A 17,175-nucleotide genomic window follows, 5' to 3' on the forward strand; every position below is an offset into this window, starting at 1 on the left:
ATTCAGTTAATGATAGTGTGACGAATCACACTGGGTTTCCCCATTCGGAAATCGCCGGTTATAACGGTTCATATCACCTTACCGACGCTTATCGCAGATTAGCACGTCCTTCATCGCCTCTGACTGCCAGGGCATCCACCGTGTACGCTTAGTCGCTTAACCTCACAACCCGAAGATGTTTCTTTCGATTCATCATCGTGTTGCGAAAATTTGAGAGACTCACGAACAACTTTCGTTGTTCAGTGTTTCAATTTTCAGCTTGATCCAGATTTTTAAAGAGCAAATATCTCAAACATCACCCGAAGATGAGTTTTGAGATATTAAGGCAGGTGACTTTCACTCACAAACCAGCAAGTGGCGTCCCCTAGGGGATTCGAACCCCTGTTACCGCCGTGAAAGGGCGGTGTCCTGGGCCTCTAGACGAAGGGGACGTATCAGTCTGCTTCGCAAGACGCCTTGCTTTTCACTTTCTATCAGACAATCTGTGTGAGCACTTCAAAGAACGGTTCTTTAAGGTAAGGAGGTGATCCAACCGCAGGTTCCCCTACGGTTACCTTGTTACGACTTCACCCCAGTCATGAATCACAAAGTGGTAAGCGCCCTCCCGAAGGTTAAGCTACCTACTTCTTTTGCAACCCACTCCCATGGTGTGACGGGCGGTGTGTACAAGGCCCGGGAACGTATTCACCGTGGCATTCTGATCCACGATTACTAGCGATTCCGACTTCATGGAGTCGAGTTGCAGACTCCAATCCGGACTACGACGCACTTTATGAGGTCCGCTTGCTCTCGCGAGGTCGCTTCTCTTTGTATGCGCCATTGTAGCACGTGTGTAGCCCTGGTCGTAAGGGCCATGATGACTTGACGTCATCCCCACCTTCCTCCAGTTTATCACTGGCAGTCTCCTTTGAGTTCCCGGCCGGACCGCTGGCAACAAAGGATAAGGGTTGCGCTCGTTGCGGGACTTAACCCAACATTTCACAACACGAGCTGACGACAGCCATGCAGCACCTGTCTCACAGTTCCCGAAGGCACCAATCCATCTCTGGAAAGTTCTGTGGATGTCAAGACCAGGTAAGGTTCTTCGCGTTGCATCGAATTAAACCACATGCTCCACCGCTTGTGCGGGCCCCCGTCAATTCATTTGAGTTTTAACCTTGCGGCCGTACTCCCCAGGCGGTCGACTTAACGCGTTAGCTCCGGAAGCCACGCCTCAAGGGCACAACCTCCAAGTCGACATCGTTTACGGCGTGGACTACCAGGGTATCTAATCCTGTTTGCTCCCCACGCTTTCGCACCTGAGCGTCAGTCTTCGTCCAGGGGGCCGCCTTCGCCACCGGTATTCCTCCAGATCTCTACGCATTTCACCGCTACACCTGGAATTCTACCCCCCTCTACGAGACTCAAGCTTGCCAGTATCAGATGCAGTTCCCAGGTTGAGCCCGGGGATTTCACATCTGACTTAACAAACCGCCTGCGTGCGCTTTACGCCCAGTAATTCCGATTAACGCTTGCACCCTCCGTATTACCGCGGCTGCTGGCACGGAGTTAGCCGGTGCTTCTTCTGCGGGTAACGTCAATGAGCAAAGGTATTAACTTTACTCCCTTCCTCCCCGCTGAAAGTACTTTACAACCCGAAGGCCTTCTTCATACACGCGGCATGGCTGCATCAGGCTTGCGCCCATTGTGCAATATTCCCCACTGCTGCCTCCCGTAGGAGTCTGGACCGTGTCTCAGTTCCAGTGTGGCTGGTCATCCTCTCAGACCAGCTAGGGATCGTCGCCTAGGTGAGCCGTTACCCCACCTACTAGCTAATCCCATCTGGGCACATCCGATGGCAAGAGGCCCGAAGGTCCCCCTCTTTGGTCTTGCGACGTTATGCGGTATTAGCTACCGTTTCCAGTAGTTATCCCCCTCCATCAGGCAGTTTCCCAGACATTACTCACCCGTCCGCCACTCGTCAGCGAATCAGCAAGCTGATCTCTGTTACCGTTCGACTTGCATGTGTTAGGCCTGCCGCCAGCGTTCAATCTGAGCCATGATCAAACTCTTCAATTTAAAAGTTTGATGCTCAAAGAATTAAACTTCGTAATGAATTACGTGTTCACTCTTGAGACTTGGTATTCATTTTTCGTCTTGCGACGTTAAGAATCCGTATCTTCGAGTGCCCACACAGATTGTCTGATAAATTGTTAAAGAGCAGTGCCGCTTCGCTTTTTCTCAGCGGCGCGGGGTGTGCATAATACGCTTTCCCGCTACAGAGTCAAGCATTTTTTTGCTTTTCCCTGTTGAGATTCTCAGGAGAACCCCGCTGACCCGGCGGCGTGTTTGCCGTTGTTCCGTGTCAGTGGTGGCGCATTATAGGGAGTTATTCCGGCCTGACAAGCGAAAAATATAAAAACTTTATCGTTCGCTCATTTTTCAGGCAAAACATCTTAAATATAGTCTTTTCCGTCTAATTTATAGACAAAAACGAGCCCCGAAGGGCTCGTTTTATCATTACTGGACGGCGACAATCCGGTCTTCATTAACTTCCAGGCGAATAACTTTACCCGGAACCAATTCACCAGACAGTATTTGCTGTGCCAGCGGGTTTTCGATCTGCTGCTGGATAGCACGTTTCAGAGGACGTGCACCATAGACCGGATCGTAACCGTTCTCGCTCAGCAGTTTCAGCGCCTCGTCAGAAATGTGGATTTCATAACCACGTTCTTCCAGACGTTTGTACAGACGTTTCAACTGAATCTGCGCAATCGACGCAATGTGCTGTTCACCCAGCGGATGGAAGACCACCACTTCATCGATACGGTTAATGAATTCCGGACGGAAGTTATGGCTTACCACACCGAGCACCAGCTCTTTCATGTGCGCATAATCCAGTTCACCGAAGCGTTCCTGAATCAAATCGGAACCGAGGTTAGAGGTCATAATGACAACCGTATTACGGAAGTCGACCGTTCTCCCCTGCCCGTCAGTCAGACGCCCATCATCCAGTACCTGCAACAGAATGTTGAAGACATCCGGATGCGCTTTTTCCACTTCATCCAGCAGGATGACGGAATACGGACGACGACGCACCGCTTCGGTCAGGTAGCCACCTTCTTCATAACCGACATATCCCGGAGGCGCACCAACCAGACGAGACACCGAGTGTTTCTCCATAAACTCGGACATATCGATACGGACCATCGCCTCGTCGCTATCAAACATAAAGTTCGCCAGCGCCTTACAAAGCTCAGTTTTCCCCACACCCGTTGGGCCGAGGAACAGGAATGAACCAATCGGGCGATTCGGGTCAGCAAGCCCTGCGCGGCTACGACGAATAGCGTTAGATACCGCATCAACCGCTTCGTTCTGACCAATAACGCGATGGTGCAGCTCTTGCTCCATACGCAGCAGTTTTTCGCGCTCGCTTTCCATCATGCGAGAAACCGGAATCCCCGTCCAACGCGCCAGCACTTCAGCAATTTCGGCATCGGTCACTTTATTACGCAACAGACGCATAGTTTTGCCTTCGAGCTGCGTTGCGGCTTCCAGTTGCTTTTCCAGTTCCGGGATTTTGCCGTATTGCAGTTCAGACATCCGCGCCAGGTCACCCACACGGCGAGCCTGTTCAATAGCGATTTTCGCCTGTTCCAGTTCCGCTTTAATGGTCTGTGTACCAGAAAGCGATGCTTTCTCTGCTTTCCACTCTTCTTCTAACTCGGAGTACTGACGTTCTTTGTCGCTCAGTTCTTCGTTGAGCATATCCAGGCGTTTTTTACTGGCTTCATCAGACTCTTTCATTAACGCCTGTTGTTCCAGTTTAAGCTGGATGATACGACGATCGAGTCGGTCGAGTTCTTCTGGTTTTGAGTCGATCTGCATACGAATGCTGGATGCTGCTTCATCGATCAGGTCGATGGCTTTATCCGGCAGCTGACGGTCAGCAATGTAGCGATGAGACAACGTCGCCGCTGCAACAATTGCCGGGTCAGTAATTTGCACATGGTGGTGCAATTCGTAACGTTCTTTCAGGCCACGCAGAATCGCAATGGTATCTTCAACAGAAGGCTCGGCAACAAACACTTTCTGGAAACGACGTTCCAGCGCAGCATCTTTTTCGATGTACTGGCGATATTCGTCAAGCGTCGTGGCACCTACGCAGTGCAATTCACCACGCGCCAGCGCCGGTTTCAGCATGTTTCCGGCGTCCATTGCGCCATCGGCTTTACCCGCGCCGACCATGGTATGTAATTCGTCGATAAACAGGATGACGTTGCCTTCCTGTTTGGCAAGATCGTTAAGCACGCCTTTTAAACGTTCTTCAAACTCACCGCGATATTTCGCCCCAGCCACCAGCGCGCCCATATCCAGCGCCAGTACGCGGCGGCCTTTCAACCCTTCCGGCACTTCGCCGTTGATAATACGCTGCGCCAGACCTTCAACGATGGCAGTTTTACCGACGCCGGGTTCACCAATCAGTACTGGGTTATTTTTAGTACGACGTTGCAGCACCTGAATGGTACGGCGAATTTCTTCATCACGACCAATCACCGGATCGAGTTTGCCCTGTTCGGCTCGTTCGGTAAGGTCGATGGTATATTTTTTCAAAGCCTGACGTTGGTCTTCAGCACCTTGATCGTTCACGCTTTCACCTCCACGCATTTGTTCAATCGCTTGAGTAATGTTGGCGGTGGTCGCCCCTGCTGCTTTCAGGATGTCGGCCAGCGTGCCGCGAGACTCAAGTGCCGCCAGAACGAACAGTTCTGACGAGATAAAGTTATCACCACGTTTTTGCGCCAGCTTGTCGCAAAGATTAAGAACGCGCACCAGATCCTGTGATGGCTGGACATCACCACCAGTACCTTCAACCTGCGGTAAACGATTTAATGCCTGATTGATATCTGTGCGCAACTGGCCAGCATTTATGCCAGCGGATGTTAATAAAGGACTAACCGAACCCCCTTCCTGATTCAGCAGGGCGCTCATTAAATGAAGTGGTTCGATGAATTGGTTGTCGTGCCCGAGTGCAAGTGATTGGGCATCGGCAAGAGCAAGCTGGAATTTATTAGTAAGACGATCCAGACGCATAACTCCTCCCATAACGGATCAAAGTTGCTACTGGAGATTAAATGAGGTCATCCCTCAATTATTCAAGGTTATTGACCAGATTAATGTGAAAAGAAAATCACGCGTACCGGATCGTCTTGATTCTTTAGGTTATATCAGCCAAATGAAACTTGCCATACGACCGGTGGTCTTGTCGCGACGATAAGAGAAGAAAGTCTCATTTTCCGTATATGTACAACGGTCGCCGCCGAAAATTTGTTCAACACCAACGCTCGCCAGACGCTGCCGGGCAAGCTGATAAATGTCCACCAGATACTTATCACCATGCTGAATGAAAGCTGTACTCGCTTCGGCGTCTACTGCCATAAACGCCTCGCGAACCTCCGCCCCCACTTCAAACGCGCGTGGACCAATTGCCGGCCCTAACCAGGCGAGAATATTTTCTGGATTATCAGCAAAACAGGAAACTGTCTCTTCCAACACGCCTGCGCACAGTCCACGCCAGCCAGCATGAGCGGCGGCGACTTCCGTTCCCGCTCGATTGCAAAACAGCACAGGGAGGCAGTCGGCAGTCATCACTGCGCAAACCGTGCCGGGCGTATTGCTATAAGAGGCATCTGCTCGTTTTGAGGCATAAGGTTCGCCAGTAAGCTTAAGCACATCTTTGCCGTGTACCTGCTCAAGCCAGACCGGTTTAGAAGGCAAATTGCCCGCAGCAAAAAGTCGCTTGCGATTCTCCTCAACGTGAACCGGGTTATCGCCACAATGAGCACCGAGGTTGAGCGAGTCATACGGGGGCAAGCTCACGCCGCCGATACGAGTAGAGCTACAGGCCGCAACACCTTTTGGCAGCGGCCACTGCGGGACAATCAGCTTACTCATAACCAGTCCACTTCATCCTTATGCTCTTCGAAATCGGCGCGCATCACCTCAATCAGCTCCACCATATCTTGTGGAATAGGCGCATGCCATTCCATTTCGATGCCGGAGATCGGGTGATAAAGACGCAGCATGGTTGCATGAAGCGCCTGGCGGTCAAACTTACGCAGCGTGGAGATAAACGCTTCCGAAGCACCTTTTGGAGGACGCGGACGGCCACCATAAATCGGATCGCCCACCAGCGGATGAGTGATATGGGCCATATGCACGCGGATCTGGTGCGTACGTCCAGTTTCCAGACGCAACCGCAGACGCGTGTGCACACGGAAGTGTTCCATGATGCGATAGTGAGTCACCGCTGGTTTGCCCATCGGATGCACCGCCATGTGAGTACGTTTGGTCGGGTGGCGACTGATTGGCTCATCCACCGTACCGCCAGCGGTCATATGACCAATTGCGACAGCTTCATACTCACGAGTAATTTCACGCCGTTGCAAAGATTCGACTAAACGCGTCTGAGCCGGAACGGTTTTTGCCACAACCATCAGGCCAGTGGTGTCTTTATCCAGACGATGGACGATGCCCGCACGCGGTACATCGGCAATGGGCGGATAGTAATGAAGCAACGCATTCAGTACCGTGCCATCCGGGTTACCCGCGCCAGGATGTACCACCAGGTCGCGTGGTTTATTAATGACGATGATATCTTCATCTTCATAGACGATATCCAGCGGGATATCCTGCGGTTCAAAACGCGCTTCTTCTTCAATCTCAGCGTTGATGGCCACCTGCTCGCCACCCAATACTTTTTCTTTCGGCTTATCACAAACTTTGCCGTTAACCAGCACGCGCTGGTCGAGGATCCATTCTTTTATCCGCGAACGTGAATAATCCGGGAACATTTCGGCCAAAGCCTGATCTAAGCGTTGACCGAGTTGGTTTTCGGACACCGTTGCAGTGAGCTGTACTCGTTGTGCCATATATACTGCTTCTTCGTTTATCGTTGGGGTTTTACGGCTTTGCCGTTTAATATAGTGTGCTATTGTAGCTGGTCTTAACCGGGAGCAGGAACAGAGAATCTCCCGTATTACATTTTGAGGAAAGTCAAAACGTCATGACGCGCATGAAATATCTGGTGGCAGCCGCCACACTAAGCCTGTTTTTGGCGGGTTGCTCGGGGTCAAAGGAAGAAGTACCTGATAACCCGCCAAATGAAATTTACGCGACTGCACAACAAAAGCTGCAGGACGGTAACTGGAGACAGGCAATAACGCAACTGGAAGCGTTAGATAATCGCTATCCGTTTGGTCCGTATTCGCAGCAGGTGCAGCTGGATCTCATCTACGCCTACTATAAAAACGCCGATTTGCCGTTAGCACAGGCTGCCATCGATCGTTTTATTCGCCTTAACCCGACCCATCCGAATATCGATTATGTCATGTACATGCGTGGCCTGACCAATATGGCGCTCGATGACAGTGCACTGCAAGGGTTCTTTGGCGTTGACCGTAGCGATCGCGATCCTCAACATGCACGAGCTGCGTTTAGTGACTTTTCCAAACTGGTGCGCGGCTATCCGAACAGTCAGTACACCACCGATGCCACCAAACGTCTGGTATTCCTGAAAGATCGTCTGGCGAAATATGAATACTCCGTTGCCGAGTACTATACAGAACGTGGTGCATGGGTTGCCGTCGTTAACCGCGTAGAAGGCATGTTGCGCGACTACCCGGATACCCAGGCTACGCGTGATGCGCTGCCGCTGATGGAAAATGCATACCGTCAGATGCAGATGAATGCGCAAGCTGAAAAAGTAGCGAAAATCATCGCTGCAAACAGCAGCAATACATAACAAAAACCTGAAACACAAAACGGCAGCCCTTGAGCTGCCGTTTTTTTATTCTGTTAGTTGTGAAACTGAAGCGATTTAGTCACTATCGATCTCATCAAATATGGCTCGCTTTGAGATATTCCTCAAGTAAAAAAACACCTCTTCCTGCGATTTCTCACAAAAAAGATTCGTTGACAAAAAGTGACAAAATTATGAGATTTCCATCACACATTTTGACATCAGGAACGGTATGCTGAATTCACCAAGACGGGAAGACAAGAGGTAAAATTTATGACAATGAACATTACCAGCAAACAAATGGAAATTACTCCGACCATCCGCCAACATGTCGCAGACCGTCTCGCCAAACTGGAAAAATGGCAAACACATCTGATTAATCCACATATTATTCTGTCCAAAGAGCCACAAGGGTTTGTTGCTGACGCCACAATCAATACACCTAACGGCGTTCTGGTTGCCAGTGGTAAACATGAAGATATGTACACCGCAATTAACGAATTGATCAACAAGCTGGAACGGCAGCTCAATAAACTGCAGCACAAAGGCGAAGCACGTCGTGCCGCAACATCGGTGAAAGACGCCAACTTCGTCGAAGAAGTTGAAGAAGAGTAGTCCTTTATATTGAGTGTATCGCCAACGCGCCTTCGGGCGCGTTTTTTGTTGACAGCGTGAAAACAGTACGGGTACTGTACTGAAGTCACTTAAGGAAACAAACATGAAACACACACCGTTTTTCTTCGCATTCTTTTTTACCTTCCCCTGAATGGGAGGCGTTTCGTCGTGTGAAACAGAATGCGAAGACGAACAATAAGGCCTCCCAAATCGGGGGGCCTTTTTTATTGATAACAAAAAGGCAACACTATGACATCGGAAAATCCATTACTGGCGCTGCGAGAGAAAATCAGCGCGCTGGATGAAAAATTATTAGCATTACTCGCAGAGCGGCGCGAACTGGCCGTCGAGGTGGGAAAAGCCAAACTGCTCTCGCATCGCCCGGTACGTGATATTGATCGTGAACGCGATTTACTGGAAAGATTAATTACGCTCGGTAAAGCGCACCATCTGGACGCCCATTACATTACTCGCCTGTTCCAGCTCATCATTGAAGATTCCGTATTAACTCAGCAGGCTTTGCTCCAGCAACATCTCAATAAAATTAATCCACACTCTGCCCGCATTGCTTTTCTCGGCCCCAAAGGCTCCTATTCACATCTTGCCGCTCGTCAGTACGCTGCCCGTCACTTTGAGCAATTCATTGAAAGTGGCTGCGCCAAATTTGCCGATATTTTTAATCAGGTGGAAACCGGCCAGGCCGACTATGCCGTCGTACCGATTGAAAATACCAGCTCCGGTGCCATAAATGACGTTTACGATCTGCTGCAACATACCAGTTTGTCGATTGTTGGCGAGATGACGTTAACTATCGACCATTGTTTGTTGGTCTCCGGCACTACTGATTTATCCACCATCAATACGGTCTACAGCCATCCGCAGCCATTCCAGCAATGCAGCAAATTCCTTAATCGTTATCCGCACTGGAAGATTGAATATACCGAAAGTACGTCTGCGGCAATGGAAAAGGTTGCACAGGCAAAATCACCGCATGTTGCTGCGTTGGGAAGCGAAGCTGGCGGCACTTTGTACGGTTTGCAGGTACTGGAGCGTATTGAAGCGAATCAGCGACAAAACTTCACCCGATTTGTGGTGTTGGCACGTAAAGCCATTAACGTGTCTGACCAGGTTCCAGCGAAAACGACGTTGTTAATGGCGACCGGGCAACAAGCTGGTGCGCTGGTTGAAGCGTTGCTGGTACTGCGCAACCACAATCTGATTATGACCCGTCTGGAGTCACGCCCGATTCACGGTAATCCATGGGAAGAGATGTTTTATCTGGATATTCAGGCCAATCTTGAATCAGCGGAAATGCAAAAAGCATTGAAAGAGTTAGGGGACATCACCCGTTCGATGAAGGTATTGGGCTGTTACCCAAGTGAGAACGTAGTGCCTGTTGATCCAACCTGATGAAAAGGTGCCGGATGATGTGAATCACCCGGCACTGGATTATTAGTGGCGGTTGTCATTCGCCTGACGCAATAACACGCGGCTTTCACTCTGAAAACGCTGTGCGTAATCGCCGAACCAGTGCTCCACCTTGCGGAAACTGTCAATAAACGCCTGCTTATCGCCCTGCTCCAGCAACTCAATCGCCTCGCCGAAACGCTTATAGTAACGTTTGATTAACGCCAGATTACGCTCTGACGACATAATAATGTCGGCATAAAGCTGCGGATCCTGAGCAAACAGTCGCCCAACCATCGCCAGTTCAAGGCGGTAAATCGGCGAAGAGAGCGCCAGAAGTTGCTCAAGCTGAACATTTTCTTCTGCCAGGTGCAGCCCATAAGCAAAAGTAGCAAAGTGGCGCAGAGCCTGAATAAACGCCATATTCTGATCGTGCTCGACAGCGCTAATACGATGCAGCCGAGCGCCCCAGACCTGAATTTGCTCCAGAAACCATTGGTATGCTTCCGGCTTACGTCCATCACACCAGACCACAACTTGCTTTGCCAGGCTACCGCTGTCCGGACCGAACATCGGGTGTAGCCCCAGCACCGGACCATCATGCGCCGCCAGCATGGCCTGTAATGGCCCATTTTTCACTGATGCCAGATCGACCAGAATACAATCTTTCGGTAAAGGCGGTAATTTGCCGATAACTTGCTCAGTAACGTGGATTGGCACACTAACAATCACCATTCCGGCATCGGCAACAATTTCAGCCGCTCGATCCCAGTCATGTTGCTCCAGAATCCGCACCTGATAACCCGAGAGTGTCAGCATCTTCTCGAACAGGCGTCCCATCTGACCGCCACCGCCGACGATAACCACCGGACGCAGTGACGGACAAAGTGTTTTAAATCCTTTGTCGTTTTCACTGGAGTAAGATTCACGCATCACCCGACGCAAAACATCCTCAATCAGATCTGGCGGTACACCCAGAGCTTCCGCCTCTGCACGACGCGAGGCCAACATAGATGCCTCGCGCTCCGGAACATAAATAGGCAGTCCAAAGCGGCTTTTCACCTCGCCCACTTCAGCAACCAGTTCCAGACGCTTCGCTAATAAATTCAGCAGCGCTTTATCGACTTCATCAATTTGATCGCGTAATGCGGTCAACTCAGCAACCATAATAAACCTCTTAAGCCACGCGCGCCGTCAGCTGCCCGTTGAGATCATGATGGATCTCACGCAGTAAGGCATCGGTCATTTCCCAGCTAATGCAGGCATCGGTTACAGACACGCCGTATTTCATTTCGCTACGCGGCTGTTCGGAAGACTGATTACCTTCGTGGATATTACTTTCAATCATCAGACCAATAATGGAGCGATTACCATCTTTGATCTGAGCAACCACGGACTCTGCCACCGCAGGCTGACGGCGATAATCTTTATTGGAATTACCGTGGCTGCAATCTACCATCAGAGACGGGCGCAGTCCCGCCTGTTCCATCTCTTTTTCACATTGCGCAACATCCGCAGGGCTATAGTTCGGCGCTTTACCACCGCGCAGGATCACATGCCCGTCCGGATTCCCCTGAGTTTGTAGCAACGCAACCTGCCCTGCCTGGTTAATGCCAACAAAACGGTGCGGCTGGGCGGCGGCACGCATAGCGTTAATTGCCGTTGCAAGGCTGCCGTCGGTGCCGTTTTTAAAACCAACCGGCATGGAAAGCCCGGAGGCCATTTCACGGTGAGTTTGCGATTCCGTTGTACGAGCACCAATTGCTGACCAGCTAAACAGATCGCCCAGGTATTGCGGGCTATTTGGATCTAACGCTTCCGTCGCCAGTGGCAGTCCCATATTCACCAGCTCAAGCAGCAATTTACGCGCGATCTGCAGCCCGGCTTCTACATCAAAAGAGCCATCCATATGGGGATCGTTAATTAACCCTTTCCAGCCGACAGTGGTACGGGGTTTTTCAAAATAGACGCGCATTACCAGATAGAGGCTATCGCTGACCTCTGCGGCAAGGGCTTTAAATCGACGAGCATATTCCAGAGCAGTTTCCGGATCATGAATGGAACAAGGACCACATACTACCAACAGACGAGGATCGCGCCCGGCGATAATATCTGAAATGGTTTTACGCGAGTCAGCAATCTGGGCTTCTTGTTGCAGGCTTAATGGAAAAGCGGCCTTCAGTTGTTCCGGAGTCATTAAAACCTGTTCGTCGGTAATATGTACGTTATTCAGCGCGTCTTTTTGCATGATGGCGATCCTGTTTATGCTCGTTTGCGATAGTTGATCCTCAGCGAGGATGACGTAACGATAACACATAAAGTAAAGTTTTCAATCCATATTTCGTACATTTTTCTTTACAGGAACAATTTACTCGCGCTTTTGATGCTTATTTTGTACAAATAAATTTACACCTCCTTTAAAAACAATCCGCTATGCTTTGAAAAAGGAGAAAGAAATGATGAAAAAGTTTATCGCCCCCTTGTTGGCTTTACTGGTTAGCGGATGTCAGATTGATCCTTATACTCACGCGCCAACCTTGACCAGCACCGACTGGTATGATGTCGGTATGGAAGATGCGATATCGGGCAGCGCCATAAAAGATGACGATGCATTTAGCGATTCACAGGCGGATCGCGGTCTATACCTTAAAGGATATGCCGAAGGACAAAAGAAAACTTGCCAGACCGATTTTACTTATGCCCGAGGACTTTCTGGTAAAAGCTTTCCTGCCAGCTGCAATAATGTTGAAAATGCCAGCCAACTGCATGAAGTATGGCGAAAAGGGGCTGATGAAAATGCCAGCACAATACGATTAAATTAATTACCCCCCAAATAAATTAAGCATGAGATTTTACTCATTATGTTTTATTTCTCACATTGATGACGACTGCATGAAAAAATGATATTTTAATGAGCATTCTGAAAAAATATCGATGCATTTCGAGCGAAGATGGTGAGGATCCCTGAATGCGTTTTTCTCACCGACTGTTCTTACTGCTGATTCTCCTGCTGACGGGAGCACCAATACTCGCTCAGGAACCTTCTGACGTTGCGAAAAACGTGCGTATGATGGTTTCCGGTATTGTCAGTTACACCCGCTGGCCTGCGCTATCAGGGCCACCAAAGTTATGTATCTTTTCATCTTCACGTTTTAGTACCGCCCTACAAGAGAATGCCGCGACATCTTTGCCTTATCTGCCTGTCATCATTCACACTCAACAAGAGGCGATGATTTCAGGCTGCAATGGTTTTTATTTTGGCAACGAGTCACCGACATTCCAGATGGAATTAACCGAACAATATCCGTCAAAGGCGTTATTATTAATTGCCGAACAAAATACCGATTGCATTATTGGTAGCGCCTTTTGTCTGATCATCCACAATAATGACGTCAGATTTGCCGTAAACCTGGATGCCTTATCGCGTAGCGGTGTAAAGGTCAACCCGGATGTCTTAATGCTCGCACGGAAGAAAAATGATGGATAACGATAATTCTCTTAATAAGCGCCCCACGTTTAAAAGAGCATTACGCAACATCAGTATGACCAGCATATTTATCACTATGATGCTGATCTGGTTGCTGCTTTCAGTGACCTCGGTGCTGACCCTGAAACAGTACGCGCAAAAAAACCTGGCACTGACAGCAGCAACAATGACTTACAGTCTGGAAGCAGCGGTCGTTTTTGCCGATGGCCCTGCAGCAACTGAAACACTGGCGGCGCTGGGGCAGCAAGGGCAATTTTCAACTGCAGAAGTGCGTGATAAGCAGCAAAATATTCTGGCATCCTGGCATTACACCCGTAAGGATCCAGGCGATACTTTCAGTAATTTCATAAGCCACTGGCTCTTCCCTGCCCCCATCGTTCAGCCGATTCGTCACAATGGTGAAACCATTGGCGAAGTTCGCTTAACCGCTCGCGACAGTTCAATCAGCCATTTCATCTGGTTTTCGCTCGCTGTCCTGACCGCCTGCATTCTGCTGGCATCAGGCATCGCAATTACCCTCACCCGCCATTTGCACAATGGTCTGGTTGAAGCGTTAAAAAACATCACCGATGTCGTACATGATGTGCGTTCCAACCGCAATTTTTCCCGACGAGTTTCGGAAGAACGTATCGCAGAGTTTCACCGCTTCGCTCTCGACTTCAACAGTCTGCTGGATGAAATGGAAGAGTGGCAGCTTCGTTTACAGGCCAAAAATGCGCAGCTTCTGCGTACCGCGCTACATGACCCATTAACCGGGCTGGCTAACCGCGCAGCGTTTCGTAGCGGTATCAATACGTTGATGAACAATTCCGATGCCCGAAAAACGTCGGCGTTACTATTTCTTGATGGCGATAATTTCAAATATATCAATGATACCTGGGGTCATGCGACGGGCGATCGTGTCTTGATTGAGGTAGCAAAACGGTTAGCTGAATTTGGCGGGCTGCGACATAAAGCATACCGCCTGGGCGGCGATGAATTCGCGATGGTGCTCTATGATGTACAGTCGGAATCTGAAGTGCAGCAGATATGCTCAGCACTGACACAAATCTTTAATCTCCCGTTTGATCTTCATAATGGCCATCAGACCACCATGACATTAAGCATTGGTTACGCGATGACCATTGAGCACGCCTCTGCGGAAAAATTACAAGAGCTTGCCGATCACAATATGTATCAGGCCAAACACCAGCGTGCCGAAAAGCTGGTGAGATAACAAGGATATATCGATATGATAAAGCACCTGGTAGCACCCCTGATTTTCACCTCACTAATACTGACTGGCTGCCAGTCCCCTCAGGGAAAGTTTACTCCTGAGCAAGTCGCCGCTATGCAATCTTATGGATTTACTGAATCCGCCGGCGACTGGTCGCTGGGCTTATCAGATGCCATTCTGTTCGCAAAAAATGACTACAAATTGCTCCCGGAAAGCCAGCAACAGATCCAAACCATGGCAGCCAAATTGGCCTCGACAGGGCTAACACATGCCCGTATGGATGGACACACCGATAACTATGGTGAAGACAGTTACAACGAAGGCTTATCATTGAAACGGGCGAATGTCGTGGCCGATGCATGGGCTATTGGTGGACAAATTCCACGCAGCAATCTCACCACACAGGGTTTAGGAAAAAAATATCCCATAGCCAGTAACAAGACCGCCCAGGGCCGCGCCGAGAACCGCCGCGTCGCAGTGGTGATTACAACCCCTTAAAACACGAGCAAACAGATAAAAAAGGGCCAGCCAATTGGCCAGCCCTTCTTAACAGGATGTCGCTTAAGCGAAACCTTAGTTAAGACGCTCTTTGATACGAGCAGCCTTACCAGTACGCTCACGCAGGTAGTACAGTTTAGCTTTACGAACAGCACCACGACGTTTGACAGAAATGCTGTCAACTACCGGAGAGTGAGTCTGGAAGACACGCTCAACGCCTTCGCCGTTGGAAATTTTACGAACAGTGAATGCAGAGTGCAGACCGCGGTTACGAATAGCGATAACCACGCCCTCGAATGCCTGCAGACGTTTTTTGGAACCTTCAACAACCCATACTTTCACTTCCACGGTATCACCCGGACGGAAGGAAGGTACGTCCTGCTTCATCTGCTCTTGTTCAAGTTGCTTAATAATGTTGCTCATAATTTAATCTCTTATCCTGGGTAAACTGATATCTCGGGGGCTTACGCCATCCCATCATGTTTATGTTGCTGTTGTGCGTGTTCCGTTTTGAACTCCGCCAGCAACCTTGCTTGCTCTTCAGTCAGAGCCAGGTTTTCCAGAAGTTCAGGTCTTCTAAGCCAGGTACGGCCCAGCGACTGTTTCAAACGCCAGCGACGTATCTCGGCATGGTTGCCCGACAGTAACACTGGCGGAACTTCCATCCCTTCTAACACCTCAGGCCGCGTATAGTGCGGGCAATCCAGCAATCCTTCAGCAAAGGAATCTTCCGTTGCTGAGGCTTCATGTCCCAGTACTCCCGGAATAAACCGGGAAACGGAGTCAATCAGCGTCATTGCTGGTAACTCACCACCACTGAGAACGTAATCGCCGATTGACCATTCTTCGTCAATTTCGGTTTGGATCACGCGCTCATCTATACCTTCGTAGCGACCGCACACCAGAATCAATTTTTGATTCGTTGCCAGTTCGCTGACGCCCGCTTGATCAAGCTTGCGTCCCTGTGGTGAAAGATAAATCACCTTTGCGCCTTCACCCGCCGCGGCTTTTGCTGCATGAATGGCGTCCCGCAAGGGTTGCACCATCATTAACATCCCCGGTCCGCCGCCGTAAGGACGATCGTCCACGGTACGGTGCCGGTCATGCGTGAAGTCGCGAGGACTCCAGCTCTGGATGCTCAGCAGGCCATTTTTAACTGCCCGGCCAGTTACCCCGTAATCGGTAATTGCGCGGAACATTTCAGGAAACAGGCTAATTATGCCAATCCACATAGCGCCGTCTTTTACCGTTTATCCGGTGGTTTAAAAACCAGGATCCCAATCTACTTCGATTGAACGAGTAGTGAGATCGACTTTCTTGATAACCTGCCCATCGAGGAACGGTACGAGACGTTCCTTGATACCAAACGCATCTTTCAGGTTTGCCTTAATGACGAGAACGTCATTAGATCCGGTTTCCATCATATCGACGACTTTACCGAGATCGTAGCCTTCAGTGGTTACTACCTGGCAGCCCATCAGGTCTTTCCAGTAGTAGTCACCCTCTTCAAGCTGAGGCAGCTGCGATGAATCCACGACAATTTCACAATTCGTCAGCAGGTTCGCCGCATCACGATCGTCAACGCCTTTCAGCTTGATGATCATGTCCTGATTGTGGTGCTTCCAGCTTTCCAGCTGGACTTGCTGCCACTGACCCGCCTTCTGGATAAACCAGGGCTGATAGTCAAAAATGCTTTCGGCGTCTTCGGTGGAAGAAAACACTCTGAGCCACCCACGAATACCGTAAGACGAACCCATTTTTCCCAAAACGATGGGATCAACAGGTGCTTGCGCGGTGAGTTGTTTGCTCATCATGACCACCGTGACAGATTAAGCTGCTTTGTTTACTTCTTTGATCAGCGCAGCAACGCGATCAGAAATAGTTGCGCCCTGGCCAACCCAGTGAGCGATGCGATCCAGATCCAGGCGAGTGCCTTCTTCTTTTTCGCTAGCGATTGGGTTGAAGAAACCAACGCGCTCGATGAAGCGACCGTTGCGTGCATTACGGCTGTCAGCGACAACAACCTGGTAGAACGGACGCTTTTTAGCGCCGTGACGTGCTAAACGAATAGTTACCATAACATCCTCTTGTGTGAATAAAACAACCGGACCCCATCGAGGAACGGAGTCCGGTGTCATATTAAAAGCCCGAAAATTTTACTCATTTTTGCGG

Annotated in this window: 17 protein-coding genes, 1 tRNA gene, 1 rRNA gene and 1 other annotated feature; of the genes, 8 read left to right on the forward strand and 11 right to left on the reverse strand. The window is 49.8% G+C overall.

From position 1 onward, the window contains the following. Positions 1-355: 355 nt before the first annotated feature. The 5 genes from G434_RS15585 to rluD all read right to left on the reverse strand — a co-directional run bounded on the left by G434_RS15585 (position 356) and on the right by rluD (position 6,911). Positions 356-431: transfer RNA gene (locus G434_RS15585), tRNA-Glu, on the reverse strand. A gap of 85 nt (positions 432-516) precedes the next feature. Beyond that, positions 517-2,058: ribosomal RNA gene (locus tag G434_RS15580) — 16S ribosomal RNA — on the reverse strand. Between the two features lie 441 nt (positions 2,059-2,499). Then, positions 2,500-5,073: an ATP-dependent chaperone ClpB gene (clpB, locus tag G434_RS15575; protein WP_001235102.1), complete on the reverse strand. Its 2,574-nt coding sequence runs from the start codon at positions 5,071-5,073 to the stop codon at positions 2,500-2,502. A 129-nt stretch (positions 5,074-5,202) separates the two neighbouring features. Then, a complete protein-coding gene (gene yfiH / locus G434_RS15570) occupies positions 5,203-5,934 on the reverse strand; it encodes a purine nucleoside phosphorylase YfiH (RefSeq protein WP_000040163.1) in 732 nt (243 codons plus the stop codon). Beyond that, on the reverse strand, positions 5,931-6,911 hold the full coding sequence (rluD, locus tag G434_RS15565; RefSeq protein ID WP_000079106.1) for a 23S rRNA pseudouridine(1911/1915/1917) synthase RluD: 981 nt from the start codon (positions 6,909-6,911) through the stop codon (positions 5,931-5,933). The genes yfiH and rluD overlap by 4 nt, the downstream gene beginning before the upstream one ends. Before the next feature lie 134 nt (positions 6,912-7,045). On the opposite strand from rluD, the gene bamD reads away from it, so the two are divergent. The 4 genes from bamD (at position 7,046) to pheA (ending at position 9,805) form a co-directional block, all read left to right on the forward strand. Further along, positions 7,046-7,783 (forward strand): outer membrane protein assembly factor BamD, encoded by a 738-nt coding sequence (gene bamD, locus G434_RS15560; RefSeq protein ID WP_000197686.1) that lies wholly within the window; start codon positions 7,046-7,048, stop codon positions 7,781-7,783. A 270-nt stretch (positions 7,784-8,053) separates the two neighbouring features. Continuing rightward, the gene (gene raiA / locus G434_RS15555; protein ID WP_000178463.1) at positions 8,054-8,395 is read left to right on the forward strand and encodes a ribosome-associated translation inhibitor RaiA; all 342 of its coding nucleotides are present in this window, start codon (positions 8,054-8,056) and stop codon (positions 8,393-8,395) included. Between the two features lie 102 nt (positions 8,396-8,497). After that, positions 8,498-8,623: a sequence feature (Phe leader region), on the forward strand. Next, positions 8,499-8,546 carry a pheA operon leader peptide PheL gene (gene pheL / locus G434_RS29740; protein ID WP_001386991.1) on the forward strand — a complete coding sequence of 16 codons (48 nt, stop codon included), beginning with the start codon at positions 8,499-8,501 and terminating at the stop codon, positions 8,544-8,546. Its footprint overlaps the feature before it by 48 nt. A gap of 21 nt (positions 8,624-8,644) precedes the next feature. Then, positions 8,645-9,805, forward strand: a complete 1,161-nt coding sequence (gene pheA, locus G434_RS15550) for a bifunctional chorismate mutase/prephenate dehydratase (protein WP_000200119.1) — start codon at positions 8,645-8,647, stop codon at positions 9,803-9,805. A 42-nt stretch (positions 9,806-9,847) separates the two neighbouring features. Here pheA and tyrA read toward each other — a convergent pair whose 3' ends face one another. Beyond that, entirely contained in the window at positions 9,848-10,969 is a 1,122-nt protein-coding gene (tyrA, locus tag G434_RS15545; RefSeq protein WP_000225233.1) for a bifunctional chorismate mutase/prephenate dehydrogenase, read from the reverse strand. Positions 10,970-10,979: 10 nt separating this feature from the next. Continuing rightward, the gene (gene aroF, locus G434_RS15540) at positions 10,980-12,050 is read right to left on the reverse strand and encodes a 3-deoxy-7-phosphoheptulonate synthase AroF (RefSeq protein ID WP_001168043.1); all 1,071 of its coding nucleotides are present in this window, start codon (positions 12,048-12,050) and stop codon (positions 10,980-10,982) included. Between the two features lie 208 nt (positions 12,051-12,258). Here aroF and G434_RS15535 point away from each other — a divergent pair, with 208 nt between their 5' ends. The 4 genes from G434_RS15535 (at position 12,259) to G434_RS15520 (ending at position 15,003) form a co-directional block, all read left to right on the forward strand. After that, entirely contained in the window at positions 12,259-12,624 is a 366-nt protein-coding gene (locus tag G434_RS15535; protein ID WP_001296308.1) for a DUF2799 domain-containing protein, read from the forward strand. A gap of 146 nt (positions 12,625-12,770) precedes the next feature. After that, entirely contained in the window at positions 12,771-13,289 is a 519-nt protein-coding gene (locus G434_RS15530) for a regulatory sequestration protein YfiR (RefSeq protein ID WP_001212388.1), read from the forward strand. Then, entirely contained in the window at positions 13,279-14,505 is a 1,227-nt protein-coding gene (gene dgcN / locus G434_RS15525; protein WP_000969050.1) for a diguanylate cyclase DgcN/YfiN, read from the forward strand. The genes G434_RS15530 and dgcN overlap by 11 nt, the downstream gene beginning before the upstream one ends. Before the next feature lie 15 nt (positions 14,506-14,520). Continuing rightward, positions 14,521-15,003, forward strand: a complete 483-nt coding sequence (locus G434_RS15520) for an OmpA family protein (protein WP_000589825.1) — start codon at positions 14,521-14,523, stop codon at positions 15,001-15,003. Positions 15,004-15,078: 75 nt separating this feature from the next. Here the strand turns inward: G434_RS15520 and rplS are convergent, their stop codons facing one another. The 4 genes from rplS to rpsP are packed head-to-tail and all read right to left on the reverse strand — an operon-like array spanning position 15,079 to position 17,081. Further along, positions 15,079-15,426, reverse strand: coding sequence for a 50S ribosomal protein L19 (gene rplS / locus G434_RS15515; protein WP_000065253.1), 348 nt, complete (start codon positions 15,424-15,426; stop codon positions 15,079-15,081). 41 nt (positions 15,427-15,467) lie between these two features. Further along, positions 15,468-16,235: a tRNA (guanosine(37)-N1)-methyltransferase TrmD gene (gene trmD, locus G434_RS15510; protein WP_000264777.1), complete on the reverse strand. Its 768-nt coding sequence runs from the start codon at positions 16,233-16,235 to the stop codon at positions 15,468-15,470. Positions 16,236-16,265: 30 nt separating this feature from the next. Next, complete coding sequence (rimM, locus tag G434_RS15505) at positions 16,266-16,814, reverse strand: ribosome maturation factor RimM (protein WP_000043335.1); 549 nt, start codon at positions 16,812-16,814, stop codon at positions 16,266-16,268. Positions 16,815-16,832: 18 nt separating this feature from the next. After that, positions 16,833-17,081 (reverse strand): 30S ribosomal protein S16, encoded by a 249-nt coding sequence (rpsP, locus tag G434_RS15500; RefSeq protein WP_000256450.1) that lies wholly within the window; start codon positions 17,079-17,081, stop codon positions 16,833-16,835. Positions 17,082-17,175 lie beyond the last annotated feature (94 nt).

This window comes from Escherichia sp. KTE172, from assembly GCF_000408845.1.
Lineage (GTDB): Bacteria > Pseudomonadota > Gammaproteobacteria > Enterobacterales > Enterobacteriaceae > Escherichia > Escherichia coli.